Annotated in this window: 16 protein-coding genes; 5 read left to right on the forward strand and 11 right to left on the reverse strand. The window is 38.4% G+C overall.

Translation table 11 applies throughout. The features are described 5' to 3' along the window. Positions 1-24: 24 nt before the first annotated feature. The 10 genes from acnA to F975_RS12375 form a co-directional block, all read right to left on the reverse strand. Positions 25-2,790: an aconitate hydratase AcnA gene (gene acnA / locus F975_RS12330; RefSeq protein ID WP_004753786.1), complete on the reverse strand. Its 2,766-nt coding sequence runs from the start codon at positions 2,788-2,790 to the stop codon at positions 25-27. A gap of 89 nt (positions 2,791-2,879) precedes the next feature. Continuing rightward, complete coding sequence (locus F975_RS12335) at positions 2,880-3,707, reverse strand: TatD family hydrolase (protein ID WP_171063186.1); 828 nt, start codon at positions 3,705-3,707, stop codon at positions 2,880-2,882. 2 nt (positions 3,708-3,709) lie between these two features. Further along, positions 3,710-4,639 (reverse strand): RsiV family protein, encoded by a 930-nt coding sequence (locus F975_RS12340; RefSeq protein ID WP_004753791.1) that lies wholly within the window; start codon positions 4,637-4,639, stop codon positions 3,710-3,712. A gap of 69 nt (positions 4,640-4,708) precedes the next feature. Beyond that, entirely contained in the window at positions 4,709-5,521 is an 813-nt protein-coding gene (locus F975_RS12345) for a hypothetical protein (RefSeq protein WP_004753793.1), read from the reverse strand. Between the two features lie 69 nt (positions 5,522-5,590). Continuing rightward, complete coding sequence (locus tag F975_RS12350; protein WP_004753795.1) at positions 5,591-7,180, reverse strand: peptide chain release factor 3; 1,590 nt, start codon at positions 7,178-7,180, stop codon at positions 5,591-5,593. A gap of 523 nt (positions 7,181-7,703) precedes the next feature. After that, positions 7,704-9,554, reverse strand: coding sequence for a potassium transporter Kup (locus F975_RS12355; protein WP_004753796.1), 1,851 nt, complete (start codon positions 9,552-9,554; stop codon positions 7,704-7,706). A gap of 192 nt (positions 9,555-9,746) precedes the next feature. Continuing rightward, positions 9,747-10,646: a hypothetical protein gene (locus F975_RS12360; RefSeq protein ID WP_004753798.1), complete on the reverse strand. Its 900-nt coding sequence runs from the start codon at positions 10,644-10,646 to the stop codon at positions 9,747-9,749. Then, positions 10,643-11,719, reverse strand: a complete 1,077-nt coding sequence (locus F975_RS12365; protein WP_004753801.1) for a GNAT family N-acetyltransferase — start codon at positions 11,717-11,719, stop codon at positions 10,643-10,645. Before F975_RS12365 ends, F975_RS12360 begins: the two co-directional genes overlap by 4 nt. Positions 11,720-11,970: 251 nt before the next feature. Then, a complete protein-coding gene (locus F975_RS12370) occupies positions 11,971-13,350 on the reverse strand; it encodes an aspartate aminotransferase family protein (protein ID WP_004753803.1) in 1,380 nt (459 codons plus the stop codon). Positions 13,351-13,492: 142 nt separating this feature from the next. After that, positions 13,493-14,251 carry a MipA/OmpV family protein gene (locus F975_RS12375; RefSeq protein ID WP_004753805.1) on the reverse strand — a complete coding sequence of 253 codons (759 nt, stop codon included), beginning with the start codon at positions 14,249-14,251 and terminating at the stop codon, positions 13,493-13,495. A 318-nt stretch (positions 14,252-14,569) separates the two neighbouring features. Between F975_RS12375 and F975_RS12380 the strand changes: the two genes are divergently transcribed. From F975_RS12380 to F975_RS12400, 5 genes are read left to right on the forward strand one after another with little or no spacing between them, the layout of a single operon-like run. Next, a complete protein-coding gene (locus tag F975_RS12380) occupies positions 14,570-15,283 on the forward strand; it encodes an MtnX-like HAD-IB family phosphatase (RefSeq protein ID WP_004753806.1) in 714 nt (237 codons plus the stop codon). Beyond that, positions 15,280-16,161: an alpha/beta hydrolase gene (locus F975_RS12385; protein WP_004753809.1), complete on the forward strand. Its 882-nt coding sequence runs from the start codon at positions 15,280-15,282 to the stop codon at positions 16,159-16,161. The genes F975_RS12380 and F975_RS12385 overlap by 4 nt, the downstream gene beginning before the upstream one ends. Next, positions 16,158-16,517, forward strand: a complete 360-nt coding sequence (locus tag F975_RS12390; protein WP_004753810.1) for an EamA family transporter — start codon at positions 16,158-16,160, stop codon at positions 16,515-16,517. The genes F975_RS12385 and F975_RS12390 overlap by 4 nt, the downstream gene beginning before the upstream one ends. Continuing rightward, a complete protein-coding gene (locus F975_RS12395) occupies positions 16,514-16,918 on the forward strand; it encodes a DMT family transporter (RefSeq protein WP_004753811.1) in 405 nt (134 codons plus the stop codon). The genes F975_RS12390 and F975_RS12395 overlap by 4 nt, the downstream gene beginning before the upstream one ends. A gap of 3 nt (positions 16,919-16,921) precedes the next feature. Further along, positions 16,922-18,130: a DegT/DnrJ/EryC1/StrS family aminotransferase gene (locus tag F975_RS12400; RefSeq protein WP_004753813.1), complete on the forward strand. Its 1,209-nt coding sequence runs from the start codon at positions 16,922-16,924 to the stop codon at positions 18,128-18,130. Positions 18,131-18,346: 216 nt separating this feature from the next. Here F975_RS12400 and F975_RS12405 read toward each other — a convergent pair whose 3' ends face one another. Further along, complete coding sequence (locus F975_RS12405) at positions 18,347-20,410, reverse strand: bifunctional diguanylate cyclase/phosphodiesterase (RefSeq protein WP_004753815.1); 2,064 nt, start codon at positions 20,408-20,410, stop codon at positions 18,347-18,349. Positions 20,411-20,974 lie beyond the last annotated feature (564 nt).

Genomic DNA, 20,974 nt, shown 5'->3' on the forward strand with positions numbered 1-20,974 from the left:
AATTTTGCTGAAAGAAGTCCAACATTAGGACGCGATCAGATGACGCAACACATAATGCAAGATCCCACCTGCTTTAAAATATTCCACTTCATTCAGCGTATCGATTCGGCACAATACTTCGAACTGATCACGCGAACCATCAACACGTTTAACATGGACCTGTAAGCTTTGATGTGGCTGTAAATGATCAGAAAGCCCTGAAATCGAAATAATCTCTCGCCCTGTCAAATTCAGGCTTTGACGGGTCTGCCCATCAACAAACTGTAGTGGCAACACGCCCATGCCTACCAGATTGGAGCGGTGAATCCGTTCAAAACTTTCAGCAATCACGGCTTTTACGCCAAGTAAATTAGTTCCTTTGGCAGCCCAGTCACGCGATGAACCTGTCCCATATTCTTTACCTGCAATAATCAGCAGTGGTGTATGTTCTTGCTGATAGCGCATTGCCGCATCATAAATTGCCAGTTTCTCAGCGCTCGGGATATGAATGGTGTTGCCACCTTCTTCCCCCCCTAGCATTTCGTTTTTAATGCGGATATTGGCAAATGTGCCACGCATCATCACTTCATGGTTACCACGGCGTGAACCATAGGAGTTAAAGTCTTTCGGCTCAACACCATGAGCTTGCAAGTAACGTCCTGCAGGACTGTCTTTTTTGATATTGCCCGCAGGTGAAATGTGGTCTGTGGTGACCGAGTCGCCCAGCACCGCCAAAATTCGGGCATCGACAATATTGTCAATTGGTGCAGGAGGCTGATCAATGTCTGCAAAAAATGGTGGATGCTGAATATACGTCGAACTATCATCCCACGCATAGGTTTGGCTTTCAGGAATCTGAATTGCTTTCCAACTGGCATCTCCCTCAAACACCTGTGCGTATTCACGGTGGAACATTGCCGTATTGACTTGCCGCAATGCCGTTGTAATTTCCTCTGTAGTCGGCCAAATATCTTTGAGGTAAATTGCTTCCCCCTGATCGTTGGTCGCCAGTGGTTCTTTGGTTAAATCTATACGAATCGTCCCTGCCAACCCAAATGCAATCACCAACGGTGGTGATGCCAACCAGTTGGTTTTGACCAGTGGATGCACCCGCCCTTCGAAGTTACGATTACCTGAAAGTACCGATGCTACATTCAGATCATGACATTGAATCGCTTCTTCAATCACTTCAGGTAAAGGTCCAGAATTACCAATACAGGTGGTACAACCATAACCGACCAACTGATAACCTAGCTGATTGAGATACGGGGTCAATCCTGCAGCATCAAGGTAGTCTGTCACCACTTTAGAGCCGGGTGCTAAAGAACTTTTCACCCACGGTTTACGCTGCAAGCCTTTTTCGATCGCTTTTTTTGCAAGTAACCCAGCTGCCAGCATAACGCTTGGATTGGAGGTGTTGGTACATGAAGTAATTGCCGAAATGACCACATCACCATGTTTGAGCTCAAAGTGTTCACCATTGAGCGTACAGCTTGGCGCATTATTTTGCACACTGGCGGTTTGTGCAGCAACGGCTGTACCGCCACCTTCATTTTCAAGTTTTTCTTTATCCTGTTTGGCGGGCTTCATACTAAGTTCTAAGACTTCATCAAAAGTTTTAGCGACATTCGACAGCAGCACCCGATCTTGCGGGCGTTTCGGCCCTGCCAAACAGGCTTCAACACTGGACATATCCAGACTTAAACTGTCAGTAAATTCAGGTTCATCACCTGCGTAACGCCATAACCCCTGTGCCTGACTATAGGCTTCAACCAGTGCAATCCGTTCAGGCTGGCGACCAGTTAAACGTAGATATTCCAAGGTCACTTCGTCAATCGGGAAAAAACCGCAGGTTGCGCCATATTCAGGTGCCATATTGGCAATCGTCGCACGGTCAGCCAGTGGCAAATCTGCTAAGCCATCACCATAAAATTCTACAAACTTACCCACCACACCTTTTTTACGCAGCATCTGGGTAATGGTCAGCACCAAATCCGTCGCGGTAATCCCTTCAGGTAATTTTCCTGTGAGTTTAAAACCAATCACTTCGGGAATCAGCATCGAAATCGGTTGTCCGAGCATCGCTGCTTCGGCTTCAATTCCACCGACACCCCAACCCAATACACCCAAGCCGTTGATCATGGTGGTATGTGAGTCTGTCCCTACCAAGGTATCAGGGAAGGCAAAAGTTTGCCCATCATCTTCGGCTGTCCAAACCGCTTGCGCCAAATATTCCAGATTGACCTGATGGCAAATCCCTGTGCCTGGCGGCACCACACTAAAATTATTAAATGCCGACTGCCCCCAACGTAAGAACTGGTAACGTTCGGCGTTGCGCTGCATTTCGATTTCAACATTATCATGAAAAGCATGACTACTGGCAAAGTGATCAACCATTACCGAGTGATCGATCACCAGATCCACGGGTGACAGCGGATTAATCTTGTCAGGGTTCTGACCTGCTTTGGCAACTGCTGCACGCATTGCAGCCAAATCGACCACCGCAGGCACACCCGTAAAATCCTGCATCAGCACACGTGCAGGGCGATACTGAATTTCCTGTTCACTGGTTTTTTGTTTTAACCAATCCACAATCGCATGAATATGGGCACTGGTAACCGTATGGTTATCTTCAAATCTCAGGAGGTTTTCCAGTAACACCTTCAATGATTTTGGCAGTTTGCTTAAATCGCCAAGCCGTTCAGCGGCTTTGGGCAAACTAAAGTACTGATAGCTGTGCGTACCCACCTGCAAGGTTTGTAATGCATGAAAACTGTTAATGTGACTATATTTAGATTTAGCATGAGCCATACGGGAATCCTCCGATTCGGCATTTTATTTTTAGGCGTCCTTTCTTCTTTACTTTATGCCGATTTAACTGGAGAAGTGTTCTGTTTTGGTTAGAGCATGTTGGTCTTTGCAAGCGGCAAAACATCTAAGGTATTTTGCCAAAGCTTTTCAGCTAAAAGCTCAACAGGCAGATTCAGGCTCTGTGCCAGACCTTCGAGTACAAAAGGTAAATTCACAGGCGTATTGCGTGTGCGCTGCTCGCTTAAAACCTGACAACAAAGTGGCGTCATATCAGGACAGTCGGTTTCCAAAACCAGATGTTCAGCACCCACAGCCTGCACCACCTGATGCAGTTTTTTCGCATTCGGGTTGGTAATCTGCCCTGTAACACCCAGCTTAAAACCCATCTGAATAAAAGCTTTGGCTTCTTCGATACCACCACTAAAAGCATGGGCAATCCCGCCTTGCCGAAAGCGCTGTTTTTTTAACAGTGCCAGAACATCGGCATGACTTTTACGAATATGCAATAACACAGGTAAGTCAAACTGCTGTGCCAGTTCCAGTTGCGCCGTAAAATACTGTTTTTGTTTTTCTAATAATTCAGGCTGTTTATGCTGTTTTAAAAAGGTATCTAAACCAATTTCTCCCACCGCCACACAGGTTTGCTGTCTCAGCATATGCTCTAAATGCTGTAAATGTTCTGGCTGATGTTCCTCGATATAAAATGGATGTAACCCAGGCGCCAGATAACTTTGCGGCACATGACTCCACTGCTGAAGTTGTTGATATGTCGCCAATAAATCATCAAACCGTGATGCGATAAACCCAATCAACACCAAAGCCTTCACCCCAACCTTTTTCGCAGCCAGTGCCAAGATTTCCCGATCTGGATCAAACTCGGGAACATCGAAATGGGTATGAGTATCAAATAAAGCCAAACTCATGTTGAATGCTGAACTTTGCTGGCAGTTTTGGTCTGCGTTATCTCTGGTTTTGGTAAATATTCAGGTTTAAGAATCCCTTTTAACTGTGCGTATGGAATAGTAAAACTTGGCATCCCGACCACATAAGGTCCAATTTCATATTCGGCATATTGCAGCACCAAACCTTGCGAGCTGAGATAGAAATTATTCGTGAGTTTAAATGGCCAAGCATCTTCATATTCTTGAACATTGTCTGCCAGTTTTTGCGCCTCGACCCACTGTGCAAACTGCTGATGCAACTGTTTTAACAAAGCATTTCTACGATCTGGCAATAAAATGTCATTCAAATGAAGCTGCTGCTGATGTTTCAAATCAAACATTAAATATTGCTGTGCGGCAGCACCATGCGCTCCACCCAAGAAACTATCCGAATTGAGCTGTACCGTAACCAAATAATCCTGTTTGCGCAAAATTTTGGGCTGAACATGAAAACTGATTTGCGGATTGGCATTGATCTTTTTCAGTTCCTGATCCAGTGCTAAAAAAGCTTTGGCATATTGCTGCACTTGCTGATGCACATCGGTCGTTTCAGGTTCTGATGCCACAAGTTCCGAAGCTGCTGGATTAACCATGCTTAAATCCAGAGTATCGCGTAAGGTCGCAATAATTGCCGCATCCACCTGCTGATCAATAAAGGCATAATTGGTTTTTAAACGCTGCACTTGAAACTCAGGGCAATTGTTGCCTTCACAGGCAGGAAGCTGTACAGGGATATTGTCTAAATTGGCAGTAAACTCAAATGGTGCAGGTTTGGGTTTTACCTGAACCGCTTTCGGAGCCGAGACAGACTGCTCGGCATCATCATTTTGTTTCTGACAGGCACTCAAGCATAAACTCGCACTAAGCACCGATACAGAGAATAGGATCGAGAGATTTTTATGCAACATCAATGCCGCCTTTATTGTCATGCTTTAAATTAAAATAACGCTATTTCGCTCACAGTGTTGTATTGTTTTTTAAAACATTTTGTGAAAAACATCAGCTTTGAGCATTTGCTGGGTTTGCGGCTTGTTCAGGAAAATTTCCAATTGCTTGGCATCTTTCACAATTTCATTGGCACGGTAATGTAACCCTACGCCTTCACCATCGAAAAACCAGTCAGCTTGTCCCCAGTGCAATTTTTTTGGCGCAGCGAGCTGTACATTCTTGGTCTGTTTTTTCAGCCATTGCTGATAGGCACTTTGAACGATCACATCAAATGCCACCTGTTGTTTAGGCTCAATCACATCCAAAATACTCAGGTCTTTTTGCAGTTTACGGTCAGCAACAAAGAAGTATTGGCGTTCTTTAATTTCGACATCTGCCTGCCGACTGCTCACCTGCATCTGGAGCAAAACATACTGATTACGCTGGGAAGCCACACGGGTCTGTATATGTAACCGATATGGCTGATTGGCTGAAAATTCATGTTGCCAGGCATCTGACTTTTTCACATAAGCGTTAATCGCCTGTTGCAGGCTTAAGTTTTGTTTTAAATCAATCTGGGCTTGTACCACTTTGCTCTGATTTGTCGTAATCCAATGATTAAGCCACGTATCTTTAGTAACTAAACTTTGGATATCAATATCAATACAGTTTTTCTTTTCGCAAAATGGCAATGCATATTCAGCGCGTTTAGTCTGAATATCGAGATAAGGCAACACATCGGGATTACTATTTTGTGTGCTGCTGGCTGCTTGTTCTTGTTGTTTGGCAGGTTCTTTATGACATGCACTCAGTAACAATACGCTCGACAAGATTGCCATGATGACTGTTTGCTGTTGTTTCATGTATTTAGTCCATTGATCCATTTTGGAAAAACAGCCTCTCAAAAGAAGCTGTTTTTAATATTACTCAACTTAGTGTTCGCGAGTATTACGGAACTGAATATCAGGATAGCGCTCTTGCATGATCTGTAAATTCACACGGCTCGGTGCAAGATAAGTCAAATGCCCACCGCCATCGACAGACAATTGGTCATGCGCTTTTTTCTTAAATTCATTGAATTTCTTTTCATCATCACAAGCGACCCAACGCACCGTGTTGATGTTAACTGGCTCATAAATACAGTCCACTTTGTATTCTTCTTTCAGGCGGTAAGCAACCACGTCAAACTGAAGTACACCGACCGCGCCCACAATCAGGTCATTGCTGTTTTGTGGCATAAACACTTGTGTTGCGCCCTCTTCAGACAACTCTTTGAGACCTTTTTGCAGCTGTTTCGACTTCAATGGATCTCTCAAACGTACACGGCGGAACATTTCTGGGGCAAAGTGTGGAATCCCCGTGAAATGTAGGTTTTCACCACTGGTAAAAGTATCGCCAATCTGAATCGTACCATGGTTATGTAAACCAATAATGTCACCTGGCCACGCTTCTTCTAAATGCTCACGTTCACCTGCCAAGAAGGTTAAGGCATCTGAAATACGTACCTCTTTACCAAGGCGAACATGGTTCATTTTTAAGCCTTTTTCGTATTTTCCTGAGCAAATACGCATAAAAGCAATACGGTCACGGTGTTTCGGATCCATATTGGCTTGAATTTTAAAGACAAACCCAGAGAAACCCTCTTCGCTTGCTTCAACAGGACGTTCTTGCGTTGGATGCGCTTTTGGTTCTGGCGCCCATTGAATAAATGCATCTAGGACATGATCTACTGCAAAGTTACCCAACGCCGTACCAAACAGGACGGGGGTTTGTTTGCCTTGCAAGAACAGTTCACGATCTAGCGGTTCATTTGCCATTTGCACCAATTCGAGTGATTCCTCAAATGCAGCAAATGCCAATTCACCTACTTTTTCACGAATATCAGGATAATCATAACCATCACGGACTTCAATATCGGTAATGGTTGAGCCAAAACCAGCTTTATATACGTAAAGTTTATTTTCTAATAAGTTGTATACACCTGCGAAATCACGCCCCATCCCCAATGGCCAGGTAATCGGCACACATTGAATTTTCAGCACGTTTTCAATTTCATCAAGTAACTCTAGAGGTTCGCGAATTTCGCGGTCCATTTTGTTGACGAAAGAAATAATCGGCGTATCACGCATACGACAGACTTCCATCAATTTGATAGTTCGATCCTCGACCCCTTTTGCACCATCGATCACCATCAACGCCGAGTCAACCGCCGTCAAAGTACGGTAAGTATCTTCTGAGAAGTCTTCATGCCCTGGGGTATCAAGTAAGTTAATCACATGGTTTTTATAAGGAAACTGCATCACGGAGGTGGTAATGGAAATCCCGCGTTCTTTTTCCATTTCCATCCAGTCAGAAGTTGCTGCACGGTCGGACTTACGGCTTTTCACCATTCCTGCAACCTGAATGGCTTTCCCCCATAACAGCAATTTTTCTGTCATCGTGGTTTTACCCGCATCGGGGTGGGAAATGATAGCAAATGTACGGCGTTGGGCGACCTGAGCCACCAATTCATCTTTAAACATGAGAGCAATCTTCAATATGTACGCAGTTTTGTACCTATTTAAACATGAGTACAAAACAGAAAATATAAGGATTCAAAATTGGCGCCATTGTAGCAGATTTAAGAATTTCTGTTGATTGATTGTTGATTTGCCTAAACGGTTCATATTGAATTAAATTTTGAAAGCATATTGCCTGTTTTGCAGTATTCACTCGTCTAAGCATTTCAAAATAATCTAAAAATTAAATAGATGTAAATTTTGTCACAGATAGAATTAAAATCAGTAGATCCGCTGAAATACGAGAACCGCCATCAATTATCGATCAATTCAACTCAAGCCGAATTGGCATCGAAAGACTTTAAACCAAGCAAATAGCTGTGTTGATTAAACGCCTTTCCTTATGATTGATACTATTTTATTGTTCTATAAACATAAAAAACAGATGAATAAAACAAGCCTTACTCAATAAAAAAGGCACTCCAATATTTGAAGCACCTTTTTTATTCATTTCTTAAATACTGATCGTGAATAAAATTATTTAATCCTACAAAGCGACCTGTGTGCCTAACTGAACTGTCCTATTCGGTGGCAATCCAAAATATTGATGAATTTCACCAGCCTGTCTAAACAATATATTAAATACATTAAATTCGACATGATTTAAAAAGTTCCCATTATTAATAATAATGGTATCTGAAACAAAAAAGGTTGTTGACATTAAATCAAACTTCCAATCATGTAACTTTAACCCTTCAATCAATGGAACTAAATAAGGATATTCTCTAAAGCCAAAATAAACTGTGACTTGATAGAAATTATCAAAAATTTCATTCACTTTCACTTTATCTTCTTGAGGAACATAAGGAGAATTCAAGGTTTCAACAGTTAAAGAAATATTATATTCATGGATAACTTGATAATGCTTTAAATTATGCAGTAAAGCATTTGGAATCAGATCCTTATCCGAAGTTAAATAAATAGCAGTCCCACTAACTTTATGAATTCCCTGATTTAATATATTAGGCAATATATCCAAATTCAAACTTTGGTTCCGACGCTCTTCTTTTAAATAATGCATTCCTTTTTGCCAAATAAAGAGAATCGAAAATACTACGCATCCAATTAAAATTGGCAACCAAGCGCCTGTTGCAATTTTGGTCAAATTTGAAATAACAAAACCAATTTCAATAATCAGGAACAACCCGAGTAAACATAATTTAAAATAAGACGCTTTATATAGCAGTTGCATATAAATCAATAGAATCGTTGTAATTAACATCGTTCCTGATACAGCAAGACCGTAGGCTGATGCCAATGCCCCTGATGATTTAAATGTAATAACAAGAAACAGAACCCCTAGCAACATTAACCAGTTAATAAAGGGAATATAGACCTGACCTTTTTCTTGATCAGATGTGTGTAAAAAATTAATTCGGGGCAAAAGACTTAACCGAGATGCCTCTAATGTCAGTGAAAATGTTCCCGAGATAGTTGCTTGTGATGCAATAACCGTTGCGAAAGTTGCAAGAATAACTAAAAAGATTAAACCTGATGAAGGCATAAGCAGGAAAAATGGATTATTAATTGCACTAGGCTCATGCATTAATAAAGCACCTTGCCCCAAATAGTTCAAAGTTAAACTTGGCCAAACTAAACCATACCATGCGACACGAATCGCACGTGCACCAAAATGCCCCATATCGGCATATAGAGCTTCACCACCAGTTAATGCTAAAAATACTGCTGATAATAAAAATATGCCTTCCTTGGGTTGATTAAAAAAGAACTGCACTGCATAAAATGGATTAAAAGCATATAGTACAGCAGGGTTTATAAATATTTCTTTTAAACCTAATATACCAAGCGTTAAAAACCAGATAATCATGATTGGCCCAAATAATAATCCTCCAATCTTTTGGGTTCCATAACGCTGAAACAAAAAAAGCATAATCAATACGCTAATGGTGATTGGAATAATCCATGATTTGAACTGTATGGTAATCAGCTCTGTCCCTTCGATTGCTGAAAGCACAGAGATTGCAGGCGTAATAAAAGCATCAGCATAAAACAAACCCGCTGCAAATAACCCAAGTAATAAAACTACACGAGCTTGTTTAGAGCCTGGTTTTATTTTTTTCAAAACTAATGCTAATAGTGATAAAACGCCCCCCTCACCATTATTATTATATTGCATCACCACGCTAATATATTTAACAGTAACAATCAGAAGAACCGACCAAATGAATGCTGATAAAACCGATAATATATTTAGTTCATTTAAAGCAAGGCCATGTAAAAAGGCTTCTTTAAATGAGTAGAGCGGGCTGGTACCAATGTCTCCATACACGACCCCTAGAGCAGCCAGTGCAAGGCTACTTATTTTTTTATTTGACATACTCTTACTATCCAAATTGGATTATTCGAGATTATATTCTTATTTTTCTAATAGCTAAAGACTTGACAGATTCGATAAATATCAATGTTTTTATATATTTTAAAATTCAATAAGTAAATCAAATAAGTAAAATTAAATATGCTCTATATTTTTGATATCGAGTTATTTACTTCAATTTATATTTTAACAAAATCAATCATTCACCCAACTTTGATTAATCATTTCAATTAAAGCTTTATTTAATTTTTTTTGATTAATTTGAAACAATTTAATATTTTCTTCTAATAACTCTTCACTCTGACCATCAGATGCACTTAAAAAGCGCTTAAAAAAACTTTGATAACGATATTCTGAAATATCACCTGTAATATCTGCCCCAATAAGTTTCCCTTTAAGCTGTGTAATTAAATCTTTTAAATGATGCTCTAAGAAAAACCCTTGATCCCAATTGGTCATTACCACATCTTTTGATAAAACATCTTTATCAATAGAGAGATAGGTTTTTAAATTTAACGATGATATTTGTGATAAAAATTCTTGCATTAAATCATCTGGGTTTTGGAAATTAAACCAGGCGCCTGAGGCTCCAATCCATCGGGTCCAACTGGCGTTTTGCTGAATACTCCAATAATGCAGCTTCCCATGGCGAAGTGGTGACCAATGATTTTCCCAAGCATGTTTCCAACCAATATCGCTTGAACCGATACCAATCACATCGATACGTGCAATCTGCGGTAATAAACTCGCCCAATACACCCAAGATCCACAATGAATCCCAAATGGGTAACGCATATTATCTGGATGGTTATCACAAACAATTAAGTGAAATGGTTCAGCATCTTTGAGTCTATTGAGCAAATATTGAGTGATGTGATGATAGTCCCCACTCCCAATTAATGTGCAACCCAACGTTGTATTTTGAGGTAACTGATCCGTTAAATAACTAGAGAGCTGATGAAACTGATTCCACTTACAACCAAAGCGAATCATCTCTTGCCAAGAATTCAGATTGAGATTAAATGCATTTTCAGGAATCCCTGTCGAATCATCAAAATTGAGAACAATGGACTGCCGCATATGCTGATTGTTCATGATTTTGACTCCTGAGATTGCTCATACCAATGCGTATCCGACTCAAATAAATGGCGCATCTTTCTTAAAATAAAACGGAGTACAGGTTGACGAATCCAGACCAAGTGCCGCGTAAAGGTAAAACTTGCCCCAAGTTTTGATTTCACTTCTGGATCAGTCCAACCCGCGATATAGAATTTTAAATTATGTTTCTTCGCATAGTCCAAATTGACAAACCAGCTAATAAAATACAAATTATAATCGGTCGCTAATGCATAATTTAGACCAATATATTTATCGATGAGATTATTTTTATATTCATAACAAATATTATAACCCACTAAAATATCATCTTTCCAATAGAGAAAAACTTTTCCGCCACTATTCGGGTCTTGTAAAATTTCATCGAAAAACTCTGAACGCAACAAATCAAAATGAATTTCACTCTGATGATAAACAGCCAAATAAAGTTGATATAAATGCACACGAAAATCGTGATTTTTAAAAATATCAGACCCTGTATCTACAACTTCTAATCTTAGCTCATCCAGACTTTTTAGTTTTCTTTTTAAATTTTTTCGCCGACTTTTAGAAAATCGAGATAAATAATCTTCACGATCTTGAAAATCAATTACAACATAAGCCAAAGCCTGGCCTTCTAAAGATAGAAAACCTAATTTCTCAGCAGCATGAATTAGGTTTTGGCTATATTGATTCTCAGGTTGTGTTAATAATGGCGAATTTAATGGCAAATCTTTAATAATAGTTAATGTGTTGTTTTTTGATTTTTTTTTCAGATTTTCTACAATTTCATCAATCTGATAATTTTGCGGTAAAACCGTGTACTCTGTGACTGTTGTCCCGATGAAACACGTGGAGAGATAAAGTAACTCCCCCCAAAATTTATATCCCAATATAGATTCAATTTTTTGTCGAATAGGTATATCTAATGTAGTTAATAAATTAAACTGCGTCGTAAAATATGGCAAATCCTCTTTTGAGCTTCGCATCTCAAAAGTTTCTGGTGGATATTTTAAAAAGGCGTCAATTAAAGATTTTGGCTCTAATTGATTAAGATTAATTTCTACACTCATATTTATTCAATACGTTTTAACCAAAAGTTAATATGATTTTTAACTTATTCATTTCAACCCAATAAGTGTAAAAAAATATCAGTTTCCAAATATACTTAAATTCACCATAACCATAAGATTGATGAAGTATATTTATAATATTAAAAAGAATAGCCAAATGATCATTCAACTATTCTTTTTTAATCTCAAGAATATGTTCGGCAGCATACATAAAATAGATTATGCATACTGCCTAGCTAAACTTTTTTAGATTAAAGCTCTTTTTTTGCACGAACTAATAATTGCTCTAGCAATACCATTGCCTGATCAATTTCAGCTCTAGAAATTTCAAGGTTTGGTGCAAATGTAATAACGTTTTTATAGTATCCGCCAACATCCAGCACTAGACCACATTGCTTGCCTTCATACTCAAGCGTACCAGATAAGCCGATATCAACCATTTTATCAAGCAACTCTTTATTTGGAGTAAAGCCATCAGTCTGACAAATTTCAGCACGAAGCGCCAAACCTAAACCATCAACATCACCAATTTCACAGTGGCGTGTTTGAAGATCTTTCAAACCTTCGAGGAAGTAAGCACCACTTTCCATGATCTGTTTTTCATAGTCTTTTTCAGCAAGCATTTTCATAACTTCAAGACCAACCGCTGTACCTAGCGGGTTTGAAGCAAATGTTGAGTGTGTAGAGCCTACTGGGAAAGTGACAGGGTTGATCATTTCTTCTTTTGCCCAAACACCTGCCAATGGATTTAAACCATTTGTCAGTGCTTTACCAAAGACAACGACGTCAGGTGTGATATCAAAATGTTCAAATGACCATAGTTTACCAGTACGGTAGAAGCCCATTTGAATTTCATCAACCACAAGTAAAATACCATGATCGTCCAGCACTTTTTTCAGTTCTGGATAGAAATTCATTGGTGGAATGACATAACCACCAGTGCCCTGAATTGTTTCAATATAGAACGCTGCAAATTCACTTTCACGAACTTTTGGATCCCAAACACCATGATATTCGTTTTCAAATAATCGGCGGAATTCTGCAACCAGTTTGACTGCATATTCTTCTGGTGTCATACCTTTTGGACGACGGAATGGGTATGGGAAAGGAATAAATTGAGCACGTTCACCGAAATGGCCATAACGACGGCGATAACGATAGCTAGAAGTAATCGATGACGCACCTAATGTACGTCCATGATAACCACCTTCAAAGGCAAACATTCTGCTTTTGCCTTTGCAGAAATTACGGACTAACTTAAGAGAATCCTCAATTGACTGAGAACCACCAACGTTATAATGGATACGGCCCTGCACCCCTGTTTTCTTCAAGATATCTTCAGCAAGCACTTTACTGAGTTCAATTTTTGTCGGGTGCAAATATTGGCTTGCAATTTGTGGCAATGTATTAATTTGATTAATTAATGCTTGATCTAGGCGTGGGTTTTTATAACCAAAATTAACTGCTGAATACCACATTTGTAGATCAAGGTATGGCGTCCCATGATCATCAAACACATAACTACCCTGACAATCTGTAAAAATCTTTGGGGGATTTACATAATGAACAGTATCTCCATGAGAGCAATATTTTGCCTCATCTGCTAATAGTTGAGCTTCATTAATTGTCATGAGACCTATCCTTTTGGGTAGTTATACCGTATGTTTACTGTTCAATTATTCGATGTATTCCATTGGTCTTTTCAACCGAAATAGAAGCACATTTGTTCATTTCTACTGCGCAAAATTTAAAAGCAGTTTTCTGAAATTCAGCTTAAAATTTAAAAACTATCCCTAAAGAAGGTGAAAAATCTATACGATTTCTAACGATAGGACTTCTATATTGTTGATTTGATAAATAATTTATATTCACCCCGCCAAAAACATTCCATTTTTTATTTAAATTATAATTAAAGTTCAAATCCATATAGGGCTGAAGGCTATCCTTAGGATGATATTCGGTTACCCCACTATTACGTGCTTCCGATGCAGTCACACCATAGTAATAATCATTATATTGACTATTACTCCACTGATAACCAATCTCTGGATAAAAAGACCATTTCCCAGTATTCAATTCAGCTAAATAAGAAAGTGTCGCTACGGTTCCTTTGCTTCGAGATAAAATATCTGTACCTATTTGTGCTTTAAATCCGCCAAATGGCGTAATTCGCATATAACTTGCACCAGACATGACAGACCATTTTCTTGTTCTTAAAGCATTTAATTTTCCAGAAGGGCTAAAATAACTATCATCATAATAGGCATTTAATCTGAATTGATTCTGCTCATTATTTAAGAGATAGACCCCGAGCTCGTCACCTTCAATATAAATTTTTTTATTGTCATAGAAAGCAGTCGGTAAAACACTCATCCAAGCCGTTTTTCCCTTATAGGCTTGAAAATCCAGAGAAGTATTCAGCCCTACACTCAGAGCAACAGGCTCCCCTGCATAGCTATAATTACACCAAGAATTTAGTCCTATTAAGATAAAAAAATATATCTTATTGCTTCTAACAAATAAATTAATCATAAAATTAGACCAAATTTTGATTGATGCTCAAAATATATCTATTATTCTTTTTATCAATCATTTGACACAAATTGGATACAAAAATAAAAATTTCATTCAAATATTCTATATATTTCATTATTTGGCATAATTCCAAAATATATACTAATTTTTCAAATATTTAGCTTCTAGCACATTAGTTATCAAACATAAATACCACCTAGACTTTTTAGATTTTGACCTGAGATATAAGGAATATTTAAGGTTTAAGCGATATGTTGCAAATCAAATTTTCTTCAACCTGCTGAAGAAAAAATAGTTAAACGCTGTGAGGCATATATGTCCCTTATCCGTCACAATCTCCCTTCTTCGGCTCAATGGCATATTTTATGTGATTTTGACGGGACGATTAGTTTAAATGATACAACGGACCAATTATTAGAAACTTTTGCAAAACCAGGCTGGGTAGAAATAGAACAAGAATGGGAACAAGGGAAGATTGGCTCTAAGATCTGTATGCAGCGTCAGATTGAATTACTCGACATGTCTAAAAATGAACTCTATCAATGCCTAGATAATATTGAAATTGATACAGGTTTTATTGATTTTGTAAACATGACAACCGCACACAAGATTCCATTAACCATTGTGAGTGATGGCATGGATGTCGTGATTAAATATATTTTAAAAAAGTATGATCTTGCACATTTACCTATTATTGCAAATCACTTGGTTCAAGTAAGCGAGCGCAACTGGAAACTTGAATTTCCAAATACAAATCCACGCTGTATCAGTCAAAGTGGAACATGTAAATGTAAAGTAGCCGAACAACATTTCCAGGAACAGATCATTTTGATTGGTGATGGTCGTTCAGACTTTTGCCTTGCGGAAACAGCAGATTATGTTTTTGCAAAAAAATCCCTGATTAATCATTGTATTGGGAAAAGCATTGAACATACTGCATTTAAATCGTTTATTGAAATTCAGGAGCAATTGGTGCAACTGATTCATAACGATGAAAAGCATGGTCGTTTAGCCGTGGTGACAGTATGATTTCAGATAATTCATTTTTTCTTTCTGGTAATCGTACTGGTATTTTACTGATTCATGGTTTAACAGGCACACCCAATGAAATGCGTGGGATTGCCCGTTCATTTCATCAGGCAGGTTACAGCGTTTACGGTGTTCAACTGGCAGGCCACTGTGGTGATATCGAAGATCTGGTTCAAACCCGTTGGGAAGACTGGTATGCTAGCGTATGTGAGGGTGCCGAGAAACTTAAACAGCACGTTGACCAAATTTATGTCAGCGGCTTATCTATGGGTGCACTACTGGCTTTAAAATATGCCTCTGAACATCCTTTGAATGGTGTGATTTGTTATAGCCCCACATTTCAGTATGATGGCTGGAGTATTCCGCTTTGGTCAAAAATTGCTGCACCAATTGCACTGCCAATTGTTTATCATTTAAACATCGGTCGTCATAATACATTTGATGAAGCTGAACCTTACGGTATTTGTAACGAGTCTCTACGCGCTCGCATCGTAAATGCAATGAATAGTGGTGATAGTAGTGAAGCTGGATTACCTGGTAATCCTTGGCATTCTTTATATCAGTTGCAGCGCTTATCACGCAATGTCAGAAAAAACTTGCGTAAAATTACAGCGCCCTCTCTTTGCCTACACGCCTATAATGATGATATTTCACATCGTCGCAATAGCCAGATCATCTATGATCGTGTATCAGGATTAAAACAAGTCGTCTGGCTTAAAAATAGTTACCACATGATTACGATTGATAATGATCGTAAGCAGGTGATTGAAGAATCGTTAAAATTTATACGAAATATTGATAGTCAATTCATCAAAAGCCCCCCTAAAACATCCGTCCAGTCATCACAACTGGATCATGAATTAGAGAATATTGCATGAGTCCACTGGTTACTGGCGCATGGATTATCACTATTTTAATTGATACCGTTGGGCAGCTTGCTTTTAAAGCAGCTGCTTCAGAAAGTGCAGAACACGCGGGTATGCAACACTGGAAAGCCATGCTCCAGCGACCATGGCTTTGGATTGGAATTTTTTGTTACGTTTTTGAGTTTATTGCTTGGCTTGCCTTTTTATCTCTTGTGCCATTATCTGATGGCATCATGCTAGGCAGCATCAATATTGTGGTGATTATGCTGGCCGGACGACTATTTTTTAAAGAAAAATTATCCAGAAATAGATTAATAGGTGTCGTTCTAATTTCGATTGGCGTCACTATTGTAGGGTTAGGCGCATGAAATCTTTTTATATTATTGGCTTTTTAGTGCTCATGATGTTTGATACTCTGGCACAGATCAGTTTCAAATTTGCATCTGTGCATGCCATGCCACTTTCATTTGACCTTCCTTGGCTGATTCGAGTATTTTCCCATCCCTGGATTTATGGGGCATTTGTCGGCTATATCGGCGCATTTTTTACCTGGATGACACTATTAAAATATGCACCAGTCGGCCCTGCCTTTGCAGCTTCACACCTCGAATTGATTAGTGTCACGATACTTTCAATCTGGCTCTTTAATGAACCTCTCACTTTAATTAAAATCATCGGCGCTTTATTTATCATTTCTGGTGTCTTCTTTTTAGCTAGAGATGAATCTAAAGCAGATGTAGAAAACGTCCCGTATAACATCCATTCTTAAATTATGAGCACAGAGATCCCTCCTACAAATGGTCTACCTATTTTATTTAGGGATCTTGTTTCTTTTGGGCATAAATATGATTTGGCGAGTTCAGTCGCCAACCTTTTACAAATACCGACGCCAGCGCTGACTTGCTCAGGAACTGTTGCCTTGATGGTTGCGTTAAAGACGCTACAATCGATGCATCCTCAAAAAAACCAAGTCATTATTCCTGCCTGGACATGCCCATTAGTACCATTAGCCATAGAAAAGCTTGGTTTAACGCCTATTTTATGCGATCTGAAAAAAGATCATTTTGATTATGATCTGAACGAACTCGCATTAAAAACAAACGCGAACACATTGGCAATTATTGCCACCCATATAGCAGGTTTAGTCTGTGATTTGGAAGGTATTCAACACATCGCAGATCAACATCAAACTTATATGATTGAAGATGCAGCCCAAGCCATGGGTGCTCAGTATCATCATCAAAGTGTTGGGTTATTTGGAGACATCGGCTTTTTTAGCCTTGCTTTCGGTAAGGGGCTCACCAGCGCAGAAGGTGGGATCTTATTTAGTAAACATCCAGAATTGCAGCAAAAATTACATGCCGCATGTCAAGATTTGCCTGTGCTCAAAGACTGGGAATTGAAAAGGATGATCGAGTTGGTCGGTTATACTTTTTTGTATCGACCTTCAACACTTAGCCTGATTTATGGAAATCATTTACGTCGTGCTTTAAAAAATAATGATGAAATTACGGCTGTTGGAGATAATTTCGATCAAAATAACATTTCGGTTCATCGCTTAGGTCAATGGAGAAGTCAGGTTGCTGCTTCTGCGATATCCCGATTAGCTGAGCATTGGCACAAAGCACAGCATCAGGCAAGATCTAGAATTCAAAGACTCAAACAATTACCTCACATTCAGGTTTTTGAAGAACAAGCTGAAAGTAGCTCTAATTTTCCATTTATTTTATTACTTGCAGATCGACCTGAGTTAGCACATGCCATTTTAGCCAAGCTATGGACGCAAGGCTTGGGTGTAACCAAATTATTTGTACGAGCGATACATCAATATCCTAATCTCGCTCATTTAAATACATCTTTGCCGCAAGCAGAAAGTTTTACGCAAAGGTGTTTTAGTATTTCTAATTCGGCTTGGTTAAGTGATAGTGAGTTTGAGACGATTTATAGCATCATTGAAAACACTATTCACTCTTATAAATGAATAGACTTCATCCATCATTTTTTAATTCAGACTATTGATAATGCTAAATACTCGCTGAACTACCCTTAAATGGGTTCATGAATATTCTAGGGCGCACATCATCAATCTCATGTATTCCCTACGATACCCAATCTTGGTTCGACTCACTTTTAACGATATAAAGCCAGCTGTAGAAATGAAGTCAGTCTATAAACCATCTAACTGCCTTGGCATTTCTTAACTGGTATATATGCCAAATTTGTGTTCTAACACTTCTTTAGGAAATGGTTTTCCTAATAAAAAGCCCTGAAATTGCTGACAGCCTAAACGGTTGAGAATTTCCAGTTGTTCTTCAGTTTCAATGCCTTCAGCCGTAATGGTTAAACCCAAATTTCGGGTGAGCTGAATCAAGCTGGCTAAAATCAGTTCATCTTTTGAACCACGATGTAAATCTTTAATAAAAGCCCGATCAATTTTCAGTTCATTGACTGGCAAATCTTTCAAATATAAGAAACTTGAGTGGCCTGTACCAAAGTCATCAATCGAGAGTTTCACACCTAACTTACGGATTTTCTGGAAAATCTCGATACTTGAGTCAATATGATGCATGGCAGTGCTTTCAGTAATTTCGATAATCAAATGGTTTGTATCAATCTGATATTCTTCAATATACTGCTTTAAAGTTTGTATCAGTGATTTATGCTCAACCTGAACTGCGGACAAGTTAATCGAAATTGGATAAAAGTTTTGTTCTTGTTGTTCCCACAATTGAATCTGTTTACATGCCTGCTCCATGACCCAATATCCCAAAGGAATGATTAATCCTGTTTTTTCTGCCAAGGGGATAAACATATTTGGACCAAGCAGTCCCATTTTAGGATGCTGCCAGCGAATTAATGCTTCAACACCACAAATTTTACGGTATTTATTAAATTTCGGCTGATAAAATAAAACAAACTGATCTTCTTCAATTGCCTTAAAGAGATCATTAATCAGTTTGGATTGATGACGTTCTTCATATTCCTCAATATTGTAATTAAAAACACTATAGGTATTACGCCCTTGCTCTTTAGATGCCTGCATCGCAATATCTGCATGCATTAATAATTCTTGCAGATGCTCACCATGCTCAGGGTACATGGCAATACCGATACTTGCCGTAATATTAATATTACGTCCTGCAATACTAAAACCATGCTGAATATCGGTCAGAATTTTTTGTGCTAATTGTTCTGCCTGTGCAACAGAAGAATGCTCAGCAATCAGCAAAAATTCATCTCCGCTAATGCGTAACAAGGTCTGGCGCTCTGCGATTTGCTCAGTGATGCGATTGGCAAATTGCACCAACAACTGATCCCCCACATGATGACCAAATGCATCATTAATGGATTTAAAACGATCCAAGTCAATGTAGATCACCGCAATTTGCTGACGATGCAAACGATGCTCAGCCAAAATCATTTTGACATAATCATTTAAATACAAACGGTTCGGTAACTGAGTCAAAGTGTCATGCGTTGTTAAGTGCGTTAACTCTTTATGAACTTCTGTCAGTTGACGATTTCGTTCTTCCAACCTTAATTCTAGTAATGCCACAAAAAATGCAGCAATCAGAATTAGGCAGGCAACAATTACTATACCTAGTATCACAATATGACCAGATGTTGTTGTTTGAAGTACATGGCTACTTTTTATATTAAAATGCGCCGCCCATATGCCCGCGTAGTGCATTGCTACAATACTAAAAGCCACCATAAAAGCGACAGCTATTTTTAAGATAAAGGCATTATTTTGCACATTTTTTAACCTAAAAGCTAACCATAAGCTCACTCCAGATCCAAAAACCGCAATCATGATTAAAATTCCAATCCACAAGGCATCATATTGAAATGCCTGTTTTGAAGGAATGAAGGTCATCATGGTAAAATAATGCATCAAAAAAACACCACTTCCAATGCCAATAGCCCCCAAACCTAAAGCATAACGCTCAAGTTTAGGCCGCATCAGTAACCAAGTAGCGCCTAGCGCAGCGACTAACATACTTAAATATGATGGGAGTAACAGCCATTTATGCATAAGAACGCCATCTGACTGTTGTATCATCCACATACCAAAAAACTGTAAAGACCACACAACGAATGCAGAAAAAATAACATTCATTAAAATGATGGTTTTCCTATGCTGTTGATACAAAAAAAATTTAAACAATACCCCTTGTAATGTAATCATGGCATAGCAGATCAATATGGCTACAATCATAGCACCCACAACAAAATTGACGTGATCATTGAGTTCTGTCATTTCATATACCCAAATTTGTTTTTGTAATTGACCTGCTTCTTTTTCAAAAGCCTATTCATAAAAACCTGAAAAAAATATGATCAGATGTTAACAGAATCATTTTTAATGCAAATTCAAAGTAAATATCATGGTTATTTCAAAATCGAATTTATATTTTATAGTAATCTGTTTTAGTTTAAAAAAATATGCCTAAGTCGGTTTATTCAAGAATATCTTAAAAATTTACTTTGCTTCATATTGGTGGCAGTATCAAAAAACCATTTTTTATAAGATGTCAAACTAACATTTAAAACTTACAATTACACAATCCTTCATTCGTAATGGTTTGATTTACACTCTTTTTCTTTTAATTACTGGGTTAAATTGAAACATATCTCAATGATGTATAATAAAAATTAAATCAACTCGTGAAAGAAACCTATAGATTCACCTATAATTTTTATTATTAATCGGCATGCAGGTTATTTTTATTTAGGTATTAAATGACTTATTTTTAATTTTTTAGAAAAATTAAAGATTACCCTTTATTTTGAAATTTATTTAAATTAATTCATGATATTTTTA

Origin of the sequence: Acinetobacter brisouisimilis, from assembly GCF_000368265.1 — a bacterium.
Taxonomy (GTDB): Bacteria; Pseudomonadota; Gammaproteobacteria; order Pseudomonadales; family Moraxellaceae; genus Acinetobacter.